Annotated in this window: 10 protein-coding genes; 6 read left to right on the forward strand and 4 right to left on the reverse strand. The window is 34.5% G+C overall.

The genetic code is table 11. The features are described 5' to 3' along the window. Positions 1–46 precede the first annotated feature (46 nt). The 3 genes from ACTU6T_RS05335 to ACTU6T_RS05345 are packed head-to-tail and all read left to right on the forward strand — an operon-like array spanning position 47 to position 3,231. Complete coding sequence (locus ACTU6T_RS05335; RefSeq protein ID WP_460220226.1) at positions 47–364, forward strand: antibiotic biosynthesis monooxygenase family protein; 318 nt, start codon at positions 47–49, stop codon at positions 362–364. Positions 365–396: 32 nt separating this feature from the next. After that, on the forward strand, positions 397–2,745 hold the full coding sequence (gene pbpC / locus ACTU6T_RS05340; protein WP_460220227.1) for a penicillin-binding protein 1C: 2,349 nt from the start codon (positions 397–399) through the stop codon (positions 2,743–2,745). A gap of 51 nt (positions 2,746–2,796) precedes the next feature. After that, the gene (locus ACTU6T_RS05345) at positions 2,797–3,231 is read left to right on the forward strand and encodes a hypothetical protein (protein WP_460220744.1); all 435 of its coding nucleotides are present in this window, start codon (positions 2,797–2,799) and stop codon (positions 3,229–3,231) included. 72 nt (positions 3,232–3,303) lie between these two features. Here the strand turns inward: ACTU6T_RS05345 and ACTU6T_RS05350 are convergent, their stop codons facing one another. Further along, on the reverse strand, positions 3,304–4,371 hold the full coding sequence (locus ACTU6T_RS05350) for an endonuclease/exonuclease/phosphatase family protein (RefSeq protein WP_460220228.1): 1,068 nt from the start codon (positions 4,369–4,371) through the stop codon (positions 3,304–3,306). Between the two features lie 136 nt (positions 4,372–4,507). Between ACTU6T_RS05350 and ACTU6T_RS05355 the strand changes: the two genes are divergently transcribed. From ACTU6T_RS05355 to ACTU6T_RS05365, 3 genes are all read left to right on the forward strand, one after another. After that, complete coding sequence (locus tag ACTU6T_RS05355) at positions 4,508–7,411, forward strand: carboxypeptidase regulatory-like domain-containing protein (RefSeq protein WP_460220229.1); 2,904 nt, start codon at positions 4,508–4,510, stop codon at positions 7,409–7,411. 34 nt (positions 7,412–7,445) lie between these two features. After that, positions 7,446–8,867 (forward strand): DUF5689 domain-containing protein, encoded by a 1,422-nt coding sequence (locus ACTU6T_RS05360; RefSeq protein WP_460220230.1) that lies wholly within the window; start codon positions 7,446–7,448, stop codon positions 8,865–8,867. A 70-nt stretch (positions 8,868–8,937) separates the two neighbouring features. Beyond that, a complete protein-coding gene (locus tag ACTU6T_RS05365) occupies positions 8,938–9,318 on the forward strand; it encodes a hypothetical protein (RefSeq protein WP_460220231.1) in 381 nt (126 codons plus the stop codon). A gap of 78 nt (positions 9,319–9,396) precedes the next feature. On the opposite strand, the gene ACTU6T_RS05370 is transcribed toward ACTU6T_RS05365, so the two are convergent. The 3 genes from ACTU6T_RS05370 to ACTU6T_RS05380 all read right to left on the reverse strand — a co-directional run bounded on the left by ACTU6T_RS05370 (position 9,397) and on the right by ACTU6T_RS05380 (position 17,597). Beyond that, on the reverse strand, positions 9,397–14,637 hold the full coding sequence (locus tag ACTU6T_RS05370) for a choice-of-anchor L domain-containing protein (RefSeq protein ID WP_460220232.1): 5,241 nt from the start codon (positions 14,635–14,637) through the stop codon (positions 9,397–9,399). Positions 14,638–14,761: 124 nt separating this feature from the next. Further along, a complete protein-coding gene (locus tag ACTU6T_RS05375) occupies positions 14,762–16,675 on the reverse strand; it encodes an OmpA family protein (protein ID WP_460220233.1) in 1,914 nt (637 codons plus the stop codon). 19 nt (positions 16,676–16,694) lie between these two features. Further along, on the reverse strand, positions 16,695–17,597 hold the full coding sequence (locus ACTU6T_RS05380; RefSeq protein ID WP_460220234.1) for a PorP/SprF family type IX secretion system membrane protein: 903 nt from the start codon (positions 17,595–17,597) through the stop codon (positions 16,695–16,697). Positions 17,598–17,618: the final 21 nt, after the last annotated feature.

The raw sequence follows: 17,618 nt of genomic DNA on the forward strand, positions 1-17,618 counted from the left end.
TTGGCAATCAAGTAAGCTATCAACACAAATTGAAAAGTATAAAAAAATGAAAGACAATTTCAAACCGTATTATGCAGTGATTTTCACATCAACTCATTCAGAAAACACAAAAGGTTATGCTGAAATGGCAAACCAAATGGAGGCTCTAGCAAAACAACAGACTGGTTTTATAGGAATAGAAAGTGCTCGAAGCGATTTAGGGATTACTATAAGCTATTGGGAGAGTTTAGACGCCATTAAAAACTGGAAACAGCATACCGATCATTTGGTAGCGCAACAAAAAGGGCGACAAGATTGGTACACATGGTATAAAGTGAAAATCTGTAAAGTAGAGCGTGAATATGAATTCACGAAAAACAAATAAAAAGAACCTGAAATAAGTTTAAGGTCATAGAAATGAAATTAGTAAACTATATAAAAAAACACAAAAAGAAATCTATTGCTTTAGCGATACTTCTGATTATGTATACGTTTTGTTTACCGAATGATTTATTTAAAGACCCAACAGCTACAGTAATCACAAGCAAAAACAATGAACTATTAGGTGCTCAAATAGCATCTGATGGTCAATGGCGATTTCCTCACAATGATAGTATTCCTGAAAAATTCAAAATTTGTATTGTTCAATTTGAAGATGAATATTTTTATAACCATCCTGGATTTAACCCTATTTCAATCTTTAAAGCATTACGAGATAATATCAGTTCTGGAGAAGTAAAACGTGGAGGAAGCACATTAACACAACAAGTTATTCGCTTATCTCGAAAAGGACAATCCCGAACTTATCTTGAAAAAATTAAAGAAATCATTTTAGCAACCCGTCTAGAACTTAGGGATTCAAAAGCCAATATATTAGCTTACTATGCAAGTAACGCTCCATTTGGAGGTAATGTTGTCGGGTTGGATGCTGCATCCTGGCGTTATTTTAATAGAAACCCTCATCAATTGTCATGGGCAGAAAGTGCTACACTAGCGGTTTTACCTAATGCACCAAGTTTAATTTATCCTGGAAAAAATCAAAAGCGGCTATTACAAAAACGAAATCGGTTACTAAAAAAATTATTAGACAATAGTATTATAGATTCTTTAACTTATGACTTATCCATAGCTGAAGGATTGCCACAAAAACCTTATCCGTTGCCACAAATTGCGCCTCATCTTTTGCAAAAAATATCTCAGTTAAATCGAGGTGAACGCATTCAAACTACCATTGATTTTAAGTTACAAGAACGTGTTAATCACATTGTTAAAAATCAATACAACTTATTGAAACAAAACGAAATTCACAATGCAGCTGTCTTGGTTTTAGATGTTCATACTAGAGAAGTGCTCGCTTATATTGGCAATACTCCTACAGATCAAGCTCATCAAAAAGATGTGGATATTATTGATAAACCTCGAAGTACTGGTAGTATATTAAAGCCTTTTTTATACGCATCAATGCTAGACGCTGGCGACCTACTTCCAAACACATTAGTCACTGATGTTCCTAGTCAGTTTGGAAGCTATAATCCTGAAAATTTTAATAAAGAATTTGATGGTGTTGTTCCAGCAAGCCACGCCTTGTCACGTTCTTTAAATGTCCCAGCAGTTCGTATGCTCCAAGATTTTGGACTCGATCGTTTTTATCAATACTTAAAACAATTACAGTTAAAAGATTTAAAATATAATGCCAATCATTATGGTTTATCACTTATTCTTGGTGGTGCCGAAAGTAATCTCTGGGATTTATGTAAAAGTTATGCCTCATTATCATCGACATTAAATCATTTTTCTGAAACTTCTAGTGCCTATTATACTAATGAGTTTGTTGAACCTACATTTATGGCTTCGGAAACCGTAGATTTTGGAAACATTTCAAATAGCAAAACCTTATTTGATGCCGCATCAATATATCTCACTTATGAAAGTTTAAAAAAAGTTAACCGTCCTGAAGGTAATGAAAACTGGGAGTTTTTTGACGACTCCAAACAAATAGCTTGGAAAACCGGAACAAGTTTTGGTTTTCGTGATGCATGGGCAATTGGCACCACAAGAGATTATGTAGTAGGTGTTTGGGTTGGTAATGCCGATGGTGAAGGTCGTCCAGGTTTGGTTGGTGTACAAACTGCAGCTCCAATTTTATTTGAAGTTTTTGATATGTTACCAAATAGTGAGTGGTTTTCTAAACCTTATGATGAGATGCAAGAAGTAGATGTTTGTATTAAGAGTGGACATCGTGCTTCTCCAATTTGTGATAACGTTGCGCAAGTCTTTATTCAAAATAGCGGGCTTAAAACGACACCTTGTCCCTATCACATTTTGGCTCATGTGGATCAAACAGAAACCTATCAAGTTAATTCATCCTGTGAAGATCTAAGTACGATAAAACATAAACCTTGGTTTGTATTATCACCATTAAAAGCCTATTACTACAAAGCGAAAAATCCATTTTATAAACCGCTACCTAAACTTCGATTGGATTGTGCAGGAGATATTCAAATGAATATGGATTTTATTTATCCTAAGGAAAATAATTCAATTTTTCTTCCAAAAGATTTTGATGGGCAAACCAATGATTTAATCTTAAAAATAGCTCATTCAAAACCTGAAACTAATGTGTATTGGTACCTAAATCAAACTTATGTTGGGACAACAAAAGATGTTCATGAATTAGCCATTCTTCCTCAACCTGGTGACCACCTTATTACCGTTGTTGATTCATTTGGAAACGAGATCAAGCGACAGATTTCTATTTCCGAATAATTCTATACATTAAATTATTACCTTTGCCCTCGTAATCTTAAAACTATAATGATGTACGATGTAATTAAAATGATCCATTCTTATTGGGCTTATTTGGTAGTAATCATGTTGGTCATAGCCACATTTAATGCTTTAGCAAAGTTTTTTGGTAATAAGGAATTTCATGCTGTAGATTTTAGAATATCATTATTTACGCTTATTGTAACCCATATTCAACTTTTAATTGGACTTGTGCTCTATTTTACGTCTCCTTTTGGATTGCAAAACATTAAAAACAATGGTATGGGAGGCTTAGATTCATTTAGTCGTTTATTAGCAGTAGAACATCCTTTTGTTGGCATTCTTGCTGTAGCCATGATTACTATAGGTTACTCAAAACATAAGAAAAAATTAACCTCAAAGCCTAAGTTTAAAATGTTAGCTATTTTTTATACATTAGGTTTAGTGTTGGTGTTATCCAGAATTCCTTGGACAAATTGGTTTTAAAGATATATATACTAAACAAAAAATGCGCTATAAATTTATAGCGCATTTTTTGTTTGTAATAGTAAGTTATTATTAATCTACTTGTTTAATTAAGTATACATAAACAGGAAAGTGATCACTAAATCCTCCAGTGAATCCTCCATCAGCAAAACTTCTTAAAGGATACCCTTTCCATCGTCCTCTTTTATTTGTAAGGTATAGTTTGTTATAAATTCCTGCTTTATAGAATCGAAATGATGAATAATCATCTTTTGCAACAAGAGGTTCTGTAAACATAATTTGGTCAAATAAACTCCATGCGTCTCTCCATGCTGTTGTCCCATAACCTTTATCAGTAAACATATTTTCAAACGGATTGTAGATGTCTTTTAAATCCAACCTGTCTTTTTCTGCTTTTGCTTTCAATACATCCTTAACACTCTTATTCGTAGGGTCATCATTTAAATCTCCCATAATGAACACCTTTGCATAAGGATCTTTAGATTGAAGTGAATCCAAAAGAGATTTACTCACTTTAGCAGCTGCAACTCGTTTAGGCCTACTTCTAGCTTCTCCACCACTTCGAGATGGCCAGTGGTTTACAATAACATGTATTGGATCTCCATCTAACTCACCGCTAACTAACAATTGATCTCTAGTTTGCTTACGCTCTCTAGTTTTATCATCGTAAATTTTAACCTCATGCGAACTATGATTAGTAGGCTTGAATAAGTCTTTTTGATATAATAATGCAACATCTATACCTCTAGCATCAGGAGATTCATAATGAATGATGCCATAATTTTTAGAGAGTAATAAAGGATGATTTACAACATCTACTAAAACTTGTCTGTTTTCAATTTCACAAACGCCAATCACAGCAGGTGCATTTCCAGTAACATCAGCGCCAACATCAACAAGTACTCTTGCCATATTGTTGACTTTCTTCTTGTATACTTCTTCGCGATTAGCATTCATCTCCATAATTGGGCTGCGTTCATCTAACTTAGTAACGTCATTGATAGTATCAAATAAGTTTTCTAAATTGTAGAATGCAACAGTATGGATTTTAAAGCGTTTTTCTTTCTTTTCTTCTTGAGAAAAGCTATTAAATGTTAATAAAAAACATATAATGGCTAAAGAAAAATGTAATGGTTTCATAGTCTATATATTATGTTATCGTTATGATGATTACAAATGTCGAGCCAAAAGTATGTATTTATTATAAATAATGTAAATTTGCACGCCTTAAATAACTATTATTTAATGAGCAACAATTATTAACTAAAGATTAGGCATGAAAAAAAGTTTTTTTATTTTCTTATTTGGAATATTTTCTGTGCTAAGTTCATTTGCACAAGACACTATTGTAAAAGGTAGTGTTCTTGACGGAACTACTGGCGAAGCAATTCCAGATGTAACAATCACTATTGAAGGTACCTCGATCACAGCGACTACTGATGCTAACGGTGAATTTCAATTTAAATCTATTGTTCCTTTAGGAGAACAAGTTTTAAAAATTGAAAAAACAGATTATGTTACAAAACGTTATCCTATTGTTGTAAATGAAGGCCAAACCGTTGATATTAGCGGGATGACTTTAGATTACGATTCTAGTGACAAGAAAGATTTGTTTATTATCTCTATTTCAGATGATAACTTAAACAGTGAAGATGATGGTTTAACAGACAATGTTTCTGGTTTACTACAATCGTCAAGAGATGTATTTTTAAATGCAGCAGCATTTGATTTTAGCGCAACATTCTTTAGACCAAGAGGTCTAGATAATGCGAACGGAAAAGTTCTTATCAACGGTGTTGAAATGAATAAACAATTCAACGGTAGACCTCAATGGGGAAACTGGGGAGGTATTAACGATTTACAACGTAATCAAGAATTTACTATGGGAATGTCTGCAAACGATTACACATTTGGTGATCTTGCAGGAACTAACAATATCATAATGCGTGCCTCTAAATATAGAAAAGGCGGCCGTGTTTCTTATGCTTCAGCAAACAGAAGTTATACTGGACGTGTTATGGGAAGTTACAATTCTGGTTTACTTGAAGGCGGATGGGCATATTCTGTGCTAGCATCACGTCGTTTTGGTGACGAAGGATTTGTAGATGGAACTTTATATGATTCTAATTCATTTGTTGCTGTAGTTGAAAAGGTAATCAATGAAAAACACTCCCTTAATTTTACAGGAATCTATGCTCAAAACAGGCGTGGTCGTTCTACTGCAATAACTCAAGAGGTTTTCAATCTAAAAGGAAGAGAGTACAATCCGTTTTGGGGCGAACAAAATGGTGAAATTAGAAACTCAAGAATACGAGAAATTAACGAGCCTATTTTGATGTTAAATCACTATTGGGAGATGTCTCCTAAAGTAAGATTAAACACAAACATTGCTTACCAGTTTGGAGAAATTGCTAATTCTAGGATAGACAATAACGGTTCTCGATTAGACGCTATTAATGATGGTACCTATGGTGGGGCACGTAATCCAACACCAGAATATTACCAAAACTTACCAAGCTTTTTCCTGCAAGATGCTAATCCAACTGCCTATGATTATCAATTGGCATATTTAGCAGAGCAAAATTTCAGAAATGATGGTCAGTTAAATTGGAATAATTTATATACTGCAAACGCGATTAATGATTATTCGGTTTATGCACTCCAATCTGATGTGATAGAAGATAAGCAACTGACTTTTAACTCTATACTTGATGCGGATTTGGCAGATAATATTAGATTAAATGCAAACGTAAGTTACAGAACTTTAAACAGTGAAAACTTCGCTCGAATTGAAGATTTATTAGGAGGTTCAGGTTACCTTGATATTGATGCTTTTGCTGACGATCAATCTGGACAACAAACTGAAGGGCAGGCACAGAGTGATTTAAGAAACCCAAACCGAGTGGTTACAGAAGGAGATCGTTATAAATACAATTATGATATTAATTCTGATGTTATAAGTAGTTTTGCTCAAGCGCAATTTAAGTATAATAAAATAGACTTTTATGTCGGTGCAAATGTGTCACAAACCACTTACCAAAGAGATGGAAAATACGAAAACGGTTTTTTCCCTGGTTCTGGTAATCAAGCTGGTTTTGGTGATATTAGCTCTTTTGGAGAAAGTGAAAAATTAAAGTTTTCTAATTACGGTATTAAAGCAGGACTTACTTATAAAGTCACTGGAAAACATTTAATTGATATTAATGGAAGTTATTTTACAAAAGCACCGAGTATTAGAAATTCATTTGGAAATGCTAGACAAAGTAACCAAACTGTATTAGGTTTAGAAAGTGAAAAAATTCAATCTTTCGATGCGAGTTACATCTATAGATCTCCAATAATAAAAGCTAGGCTTACTGGATTCTATTCAGGATTTCAAAATGGTACTGATATAGGATTTTTCTTTACTGAAAATTCAAGTAATTTTGTACAAGAAGTTCAAACTAATATAGAAAGAAGACATGTTGGAGGAGAGCTAGGTATTGAGGCACAAGTAACTCCTACAATTAAACTTAAAGCAGCAGCATCTGTAGGTCAATACATTTTTACAAATAATCCAAATTTATATTATACTGCTGCAGATTTTAAAGATGAAAATGGAAACAATACAGTTCTAACTTATGGTGATGGCACTACTGCTTTAAAAGATGTACATGTTTCTGGCGGTCCTGAACGTGCATTCCAGTTAGGTTTTGAATATCGTGATCCTGATTTCTGGAACATAGGTGTTACAAGTAATTTCTTTTCAAACGCATATGTAGATGCAAGTGCTTTAAAACGATCAGCTTCTTTTTCTCAGGATGTTGACTTGTTACCTGTTGATTCTAATGGCAACCTAGTTATTCCTGAAGGAGGAAACATAAGTGGTTACACTATTAATGATTATGATGATGATGTTGCTAAAGGTTTATTAAAGCAAGAACAGTTTGATGACTACATGTTAGTGAATATTATTGGTGGAAAATCATGGCGAATAAACGACTACTTTGTTGGATTTTTTGCTACAATTAACAATGTATTCAATCAAGAGTACAGAACAGGTGGTTTTGAACAATCTCGAAGAGTAGATTATAGAAGTCAGATCGAAGAGCAAAATAATGACAATGGTCCTGTATTTGGGAATCGTTATTTCTTCGGTAATGGCACAACATATTACCTTAATGTATATGTTAGATTTTAAAAAAGTGATGTTAGAACAAAATAAAATATTAAAAATGAAAACTTTAAAAATTAATAAATTAATACTACTATTTTTAGGCTTAGTAGTGATCACTAGCTGTGTACAAGACGATGATTTTGACACGCCTAACTTATCGTTTGACGAACCAAACATTCCTGCCAATCAGCTAAGAACATTAAGCTCTTTAGCTGGAGATTTAGCTCAAGAACAAGATAATGGTGGAACATTAGACTATACAGATGAATCCGCTACAGTATCGTACACATTTAATGAAAATGATGAGTACATTACTGGATATGTCGTTTCTTCAGATGAAGCTGGGAACTATTTTGAAGAATTAATTATTCAAGACAAACCTGAAAATCCAACAATTGGAATAAAGCTTCTTATTGATGTCAATCCTTTATTTACAAGATATGAAGTAGGTAGGAAAGTGTATGTGAAAATTAATGGATTATCAGTTGGAATTACAAATGGTGTTCTTACAATAGGAGCTTTAAATGGTAACGAAGTTGATAAAATCGCATCATCATCTGAAACCCAATTTATTCAAAGATCAAATGAAGTTGCTACTATTGTACCGCTTCCTATGACTATTTCAGACCTTGCTGATGATAAAACCAATCTTATGATTGCGTTATCTGATGTTCAATTTAATAGAAATCAAGTTGTAAGTAATTCACTTACTTATGCATCTGAGCAATCTGATGAATTTGATGGTGAGAGAACTTTAGAAAGTTGTGCTTCTAGTGCTTCAGTTATTTTTAGTACTAGTACGTTTTCAGATTTTAAAGGTTTAAGCTTACCAGCAGGTAGAGGAAGTGTAAACGCTATATTAACTAAAGATTTTTTCGGTGAAGTATTTAATGTAGTCATTAACACCCCTGAAGATATTGTGTTTGATAACCCTGAACGTTGCGATCCTGACTTTTTAGAATGTCCTGATGGTTCTGGTGGAGGATCGGCTATCTTTGATGAAGATTTTGAAGGTTTTGGAACTTATGCTTCTGAAGGATGGGATAACATCAACATAAGTGGTACAAGTACAGATTGGTTTATCAATGGTTTTGGAGGAAATAACTACTCAAGAATTTCGGCATTTAACTCTGGAAATACTGAAGCAGATGTATGGTTAGTAACTCCTGCAATTGATTTAGACAGTACTACAGGTGAAGAATTATCTTTTGATGTTCAACCTAATTTTGATAATGGTACAAATCTTTCGGTTTGGATATCTACAGATTATGCAGGTGACCCAACAACAGCAACATGGCAGCTTTTAGATGCTACAATTCCTGTTGGGCCATCTGGCGGATTTGGTAATTTTGAAACTGTTGGACCAGTTAACATATCTTGTTTAGACGGTATGGTAAATATTGGATTCTTTTATGAAGGGTCAGATCCAACGGCAACGACAAGATATCACGTAGATAATGTAGAAGTTACCGGAAACTAGTAACGCAATATATACAACACAAAAAACCACATCTATAGATGTGGTTTTTTTATCTTTATATTCTAGGACTATGAATACATTTGATATCTTTTTTTTTAATGTTTTTCAGCATTATAAACCCACCAAAAAAAAGAAAGCTAATACTATAGCTTTATTTTATATTTCCGCACTACAGTGTAGCTTAATTTTATTATCTGGCATTATTATTTCAATATTCTTAGATGAAATGAACACAACTACTATTTCCTCTGGAAAAGCATGGAGCCTTTTTGTAATGGCTTGTGTGTTTATTTACTTTAAAAACTGGATACAATACACTGGAAAAAAAAGAAGCATCTTGAACGCTAAACGACTTAAAAAACATAGACCTCAACACTATAATATATGGATGCTATGGTTTTTATTAATAGGTAGTTTAGCTTTATCTATTATTTTACTACAACTATCTTAATCATATCATAAATGAGCTAAAAAAAAGCCTCTAACAAATTGCTAGAAGCTTTTTTATTATAGTTTGTAATCTTTTTTATTAATTCTCTCTTTGAATATAAACCCAAGCGCTTCTACGTTCACCATCTCTATATTCCATAGTATAGAAATATGTACCTACTGGCAACTCATCTCCATCCATATCTTGACCATGCCATTCATCTACATAGTTCTTCTTAGAATATACTAAAGTACCAAATCTATTGAAGATTTCTAATTTAGTCACCTGATAGCTACTCAAATCAAAAATATCGTTCATTCCATCTCCATTAGGTGAAATCCCTTGAGGTATAACACAACTCTCTAATTCTATAACTGTTTGAGATGTAATATTTGAGCAACCTGTATCGTTGAAAATTACTTCAATTTCATAATCGCCAGCAATTAAAACAGGAATAGATAAACCATTCTCTCCATCGATTAATACACCATCTAAATACCAGTTAATAGTAACTTGATCAGTTGTATAATTCACTGGAGTTGCTTCAACTATAATTGGTATTGTTGCATTAGGGCATACCTCATAATCAAAGTCGGTTGTAAATGTTGTTTCTGGTTCAATTCCTAATACTAAATCAAAGCTTGTTGTATCTTGACAACCTGTTGTATTGTCAACAACCAATGCATATACGGTTTGAGGGTCTGACAAACTCGTATAAGGGCTAACTAATGGATTGTCACCATTATCAGCATCTGCTTGCGTTTCATGATAAGTCACTGTATAATTAGTTGGATCAACAACTGCTGCTAAGATTTCAGCATCATTATCAGTAAGCTCAAAAACAGCAACATTTGCACCTATAGAACATCCTATTAAATTTGGTGGTGTTTCAGCAATGTCCGGTAACGGTAAAAACTCAACAACAATTTCATCGGAGATAATACATGATGGTGAAAATATAATTTGAGTAGTATAAGTTCCAGCTTCTGTTACCACTAAAGTATTAGAGGTCTCGCCTTCAATAACAAACCCATCTTTAAACCAAACATGATCTACAGAAGGTGCTTGTGTTTGTAATATCACTTCCTCACCTAAACAAGCAGCAGTTCCAGCTTCAATTGTAATATCAGCTCCTAATTCAACCTCTCCAATATCAAAACTACCCGCTTTAAGGAATACTCCTGAATCTAAAGCTGTATCTGTGGCATCAGCCATAACTAATTTAATATGATAGGTTTCACCAATATTAACCGGAGAAAATGCTGTAAATACAGTTGTTCTACCATCAAAAGAGATTGGCGGTAAATTTTGTGGAATATAACCTCCAAAATATTCTTCGTTTATCGCAGGACAGCCTGGGTTTTCTGGATGAATATTTGTTACTAAAATTGGCGTTGTTGTTCCCGGCAATACAGCAAGGTTTGTTGTAACCCCATTTTCATCAGTCAATAAAAATGCAAAAGCATCAGAGAAGGTACATTCAAATGTTCCACCTGTACTTCCATTATATTCTTCGGAAGCCATTAAGAAATCAAAACTAATTTCATCAGATAAAGGAACAAAGTCGAATTCTATAATACTTGCATTATTAGAATTAATTCCTACTGCTGCATCTAATTCGGCATCACCTGGCCAACCAAACCCACCATCACTCATTGCATCAAAGTTTGGCCCTGATGCTCTACTAGCATCTCCAGATGTTAAGATAATTCCTTCTTCAAAAGGGAAGCTATCTTCATCGGCTGAGAAATATCCAATTCCATTCACATCTCCAAAATCTGTACCAGTAGTGAATTCAATATTAGTTATTTGTGCACAAGGGCTATCTATTAATATATCAACTACTAATTCTTCAATAGAATAGGTGTCTTGATCTACGGTTACATTACCAGAACCTGGTCTAATACATAAGTCAAACGTATAATCTACACCTTCGTCTCCTTCAGAAAACACTCTAACATAATAAGTATTACCAACTGTTAATGGAGGTGTTAGACTTGCATTATCATCAGAACAATAAAGTTCTGTAAGCGCATCACAACTACCTTCATATAGTGCGTGATCTAAATTTTCGAAGAATCCACTACTATCTATATTAATTAACTGAATAATTTGCAATTCATTCAAAGCCGTAAATTCGAACCATACATCATCATCAGGATTTCCAGCACAAGTACCTCCAGGCACGCCAGATTCTGTAGCTTCTAATAATGTTCCAGACGTTATAATATCACAACTTTCATCTGCATTCACACCTGCAACAATAGCATCACAAGGGTTATCATTGTCAGGTGGGCAATCGGCCAATTGAATAGCAGAACTATTAATCACACAGTTAACATCTTGATCATTACTTAATGTGATAACCACATCAACACCAAAAGGGAATGGTCCAACTTGGTAAATACCAGTCGCAGTAGCTGATACTGTATTGGCATCTATATTATTTGAAATCGTTAAAGATGTTGCATCACCTAAGGTTGTTACATTAACATCTACTAAGAATTGTGGTCCGTTATCACAATCATCTACAACTTGGTATGTAGCAGCTGGATTAATACATGTTGCACAAGACACAGTGTAATCTATTCCATCTGAACAACAGAAACTTCCAGATTCACAACTTACTGAACCATCAGATTGAACTTGGAAAGAAATAGTATCACCTGTAGATTGGAATGTCAATCCTGAAATATCTCCATTGTTTCCTTCATCATTATATAATTCTGTTCCATCTGAATCAAACACCACTAAGAAATCAAAAGGTGCTCCTTCAATTTCACCAGCGTTAAACGTCAAATTAAGAGGTGTCCCATCTGTACTAGTATAAGTAATAACTAATGAGTCGTTATTGCCATAACATAATGAACTAGAGATTGGACCAGCAGAACAGTCGACATCAAAATCAGTCTGAATTGTAGTAGTAAATTCAACTGGACCCACCCAAGTACTAAATCCATCTACTCCACAATCAGATCTTACCCATACTTCATAAGCTGTATCGTAATCAAGCGCTGTTTCATTTACGGTAGTTGCCGTTACAGATGTTCCAGAACCTGATGGTTGACCAGTACCTGCAGGCTGAACAACATATTCCCATGTAGTTTCTGCTCCTCCGGCAGTCCAACTTATATCTGCAGTTGTACCACCAACATTGGCAACACCTAAACCAGTAGGCTCTTGACAATCAGGAATTAATCGTACTCTAAAGTTGTCTACAAAAATATCGTTGTCTTCAGTATCATCTACAGTTCCTTCAGATCCTAGGATACCAAATTGAACTATTTGACCAGAATACGCTGTTAAATCAAAAACAACTTGTGTTCCCGTTGCAGGTACCACAGATGTATTGTCCCAAGTTAATAAGTTCGTCCAAGTTGCACCATTATCTGTACTTATTAATAATTCTACGGTATCATCAGAACCTAAAGTACCAGCATTAGAATTACTTCCAAATTGCATGATCCCAAAGTCAAAATCGACTTGAAATGGCCCTCCAGTTAAATCAAACTGAGGAGATAATATCCAATCACTCTTAAAGGCTTGCCATAAGTTAATCTTGTATGCTCCATTGAAACCATTATTTAGAAATCCATCAGCCGTCCAATCACCAGCACCTAAACCAGTAGGTCCAGTAGTTGCATCTCCATCAGCAGCTTCATCCCAACAATCAGGAATTATTGTATCAAAAGTCTCTAAATAATCTGGTATAAATACATCACATCCTGTTTCAAAATTCACAGGACCAGTCCAACTACTTAAACCATCAGTACCTCCACAATCAGCTCTTACCCAAACTTCATATTGCGTAATTGGTGTTAAGGTATTTGCTGTATAAGGATTATTCGTTGTTGCTACTCCAGGACCTGAAGGCAAACCTGTTCCAGCTGGCTGTACAGCGACTTCCCAAGCTGTTTCTGAACCTCCAGGTGTCCAGCTAACATCAGCTGTAAATGCAGTGATATTAGCAACCGTAATTCCTGTTGGTTCTTGGCAAGTTGGTACTTGTCGTACTCTAAAATTGTCTACAAAGACATCATTATCTTCGGTATCATCAACAGTTCCTTCAGAACCTAATATTCCAAATTGTACAACTTGACCCGAATATGCTGTTAAATCAATAACAACTTGTGTTCCTGTAGCAGGTACTACAGATGTGTTATCGAAAGTAAGTAAGCTCGTCCAAGTTGCTCCATTATCTGTACTAATTAATACCTCAACAGTATCATCAGATCCTAACGTACCAGCATTTGTATTACTTCCAAATTGCATGATTCCAAAATCAAAATCTAACTGAAATGGGCCACCTGTTAAATCAAATTGAGGTGATAGTATCCAATCACTTTTATTGGCTTGCCATAAGTTAATCTTATATGCTCCACCAAAGCCATTATTCAAAAATCCATCTGCTCCCCAAGAGCCCGCACCTAAACCAGTTGGTCCAGTTGTAGCATCTCCTCCATCAGCTTCGTCCCAACAATTAGGGATGATTGTGTCAAAAATTTCTAAATATTCAGGGACAAATACATCGCAAGCCGTTTGAAAACTAAATGGTCCAGCCCATGCACTTAATCCATCAGCTCCACAATCTGATCTTACATAAACATCATAATCAGTAATTGCAGATAAATTAGTTACAACATAAGGATTGTTTGTAGTCACAATCCCTGGCCCACTTGGTTCACCAGAACCAGCAGGTTGTACAGCAACTTCCCAAGAGGTTTCAGTACCTCCTGCAGTCCAGCTAATATCAGCCGTAGTGGCAGTGATATTATTCACTGCGATATCTGATGGAAAATTACATGTTGAATTATAAACTTGAACATTATCAACAAGCCAATACCATGCCCATACGTTCCCATCATTATAAATAAATCTCACCTGCATAGCAGCATTAGAATATGCTGTAATATCAATGTGTTGTTGATCTGGAGCATTAAAACCTCCTGCATCTGCGGTTTGGTTTAGAACTTCAATCCAATTCGTACCATCGAAAACCTCAACAACTGCAGTGTCATCACCAATATTATTGTAAAATTGATCAAAATCAAGGAATAATGCTACTGCTCCGGTAGTATCAAAAACAGGAGAGGTTAGTGTTTCAATAAGTTCTGTCCCATTACCATTAGCATCACTATCAACAATTGCACAGTTAGTTCCATCAAGACTATTTGCTCCACCTTGTTGTCCAGAAATCCACGAATCTCCAGTAGCAGCACCTCCATCATCAATGGTCCAAGTGGCTGGAATTTCGGTATCAAAATTCTCTTGTAAATACGTTTGCGCATCTACCCAGCTAAAGGTGAAGATGAGCGCCATTATTAAAATTATTTTTTTCATTTGTGTCGGTTGTTTTTTAACTTTTTCTTTTATATGATTTATAGCAATCTTTAATTAAAAGGCATAAAAGCCCTGCTTGATTAGGTCAGGGCTTATATTAGTTAGTTAATCATATGTATCAATATTATTGTGCTTGTGGTCCTCCACTTACGATAATAAATTCTGATCTTCTATTCATCTGATGTTCATCATCTGTACAGTTAGAACCACAATCTACTTTTGGTTCATTTTCACCTTTACCCATTCCAGAGATTCTGGCTTTATCAATACCTTTAGAGATTACATATTGAACAGTTGTTTTAGCTCTTCTATCTGATAATCTTTCATTGTAAGAAGCAGACCCTCTATTATCGGTATGAGATGTTGCATTAATTACCATTTCTGGATATTTATTCATGATTTGAACTAGTTTATCCAATTCAAAAGCTGCTTGTGCTGTAATATTAGATTTATCGTAATCGAAGAAAATAGGGTTAAGAACAACTTCATCAGGAGTAACGATAACTTCAATTGGGTCTAGCATAACGCTAACACTTTCCTCTTCTTCTTCAGAAGCTGCTATGGTTAGTTTTTGACTTTCGTAACCATCCATCACAACTTCAAGTTCAGATTCTTTACCACATTCAACAATAAACTCAACTGTTCCGTCAGAATCAGTAACCTTGCTTAATACTAAATTTCCTTGATCATCGTATAATGATACAGATGCAGCGTTTATTGGGTTACCCGTTTTAGAATCTGTTACTGTACCAGTTATAAGTACATCACATAATGGCTGCAATTTTTTAATTGCGTAAATATCATCACCTCCTAATCCACCATCTCTATTAGAGGATACAAAACCTTCTTCGGTTTCTTCATCTAAATTAAATGCAAAATCATCTGCATTACTATTGATTGGAATACCAACATTTCGAACTGGCCCCATTTTACCATCAACAACTTTAGAATAAAAGACATCTAGATTTCCTAATCCTAAATGACCATTTGAAGAGAAGTAAAGCGTGTTATTGCTGCTAATAAAAGGATACATTTCCTGACCTTGAGTATTCACTTTTTGGCCTAAGTTTTCTGGTTCTCCTAAAGTACCATCATCATTAATACTCGCTTTGTAAATATCAAATAAACCATATCCTCCCGGCATATTTGATGCAAAATAAAGTGTTTTACCATCTGAGCTTATCGATGGGTTTTTTACAGAGTAATTATCACTGTTAATCGCAAAACCTTCGACATTATCCCAAGTACTACCAGATTTAGTAGCCTTAAATAGATGTATTTGACTAATTTTATAATTTGTTAAAGAATCGGTTTCATATTCTTTTTCAAAATAACTTTCTCTTGAAAAATACATGGTATTCCCATCCGGTGAGAATGCTACCAATCCTTCGTGGTGTTTTGTATTAATTTTATCTCCAGACAAAGCTCCTGCTTGGTAAGTACCATCATCATTTTTAGTCATTTCATAAATATCTAAAAATGGTTCTTGGTTCCATCCATAAGTTCTACGAGATGTATTTCTTGCAGAAGTAATATATAGTTTTCCGTCTTGAAGTGTTCCTCCAAAATCTGAATATTGTGTATTAAACCCTAAGTTTTGAATATTGAATTTCTTTCCCTTTTCTAGAATCTTAGGTAAGTAATCAGGGTTTTTATTAAAGGCGATGGCTCTATCATCACTAGGACGCATTTGAGCAAATTTAGCCATTTGAGTATTAGATTCTTCATACTTACCATTTGCTTTAAGCATTTGAGCATACTTAAACAACATTTCAGGGTCAGTATTACTTTCTAAAGCTTTTGCATACCAGCGTTCAGCTTCTTGAGTATTAAATACATTGTAATAAGATTCAGCTAATTGGCCATAAACGTAAGGGCTACCTTTGCCGTTTTCAATTAACTTGGCATAATCTTCGGCAGCTTCAACAAATTCAAATCTATTAAAATGTTTATCTGCTTTTTTGGTGTCTTTATTCTGAGCAATTAAGCTGAAACTACTTAATGCTGCTATTGTAAAAAGTGTCAATAATTTTTTCATAATGTTTTAGCTTAACTGTTTAGAAATATCTAGGTGAACGTGAAACTTTCCTTGGGAAGTTTAAATCAAATAATAACATGAACTCGTGAGATGCAGGAGCATAATTCCTAATATCTGAAGACACATTATCATAAGCATATCCAATTCTAACCGAAGGTGTAATGGCAAAATTCACTAATCCAGAAAAAGAATCGTCTAATCTGTATGAAGCACCTAATTCAAATTTTTCAAAGAATAAAGCATTAAGGTTGACATCAAAAGATGTTGGCGCACTAAATGCAGACTTTACCATAAATGATGGCTTCAACTTTGTATTTGGTGACAATTGAAACACATATCCACCTGTAAGGAAGTAATGTGCTTCTTCTGACCCTAATTTATTACCATCGGCGTCTAAATGAACTGAGTTTAGAATATTTGGAACAGATAATGCCAAGTAATAATTATCAGTATAATAAAAGAATCCGGCACCTATATTTGGTGTGGTTGTATTAATGTTTTGAAAAAATGGATCGTTAGGATCAATTAAATCAATTCCAGCAAGACCAATATCATGAAATGTTGCTCCTGCTTTAAGACCGAAAGCTAACCTATGAGGCCCTCCTAACTGTAAGGTATAAGAGAAATCGGCATAAACATTTGTTTCCTTGATTGGACCTACTTCATCAGAAATAACCGACAATCCTAGACCTACTTTTTCTCCAACTGGTGAGTGGCCAAAAAAGGTTCCTGTTTGAGGAGCACCATCAATCCCTGCCCATTGTGAACGATATAATAATCCGAAAGACAAGTTTTCTCGAGAACCTGCATAAGCTGGATTAATGACATTCATATTATACATGTACTGTGTATACTGGGGATCTTGCTGTCCATACACTTGTGTTGCTATAAGCAATACAATAATGATATAAAATTTTTTCATTTGTTAGTTGTTTGATTTTTA

The organism is Psychroserpens citreus (assembly GCF_055686305.1).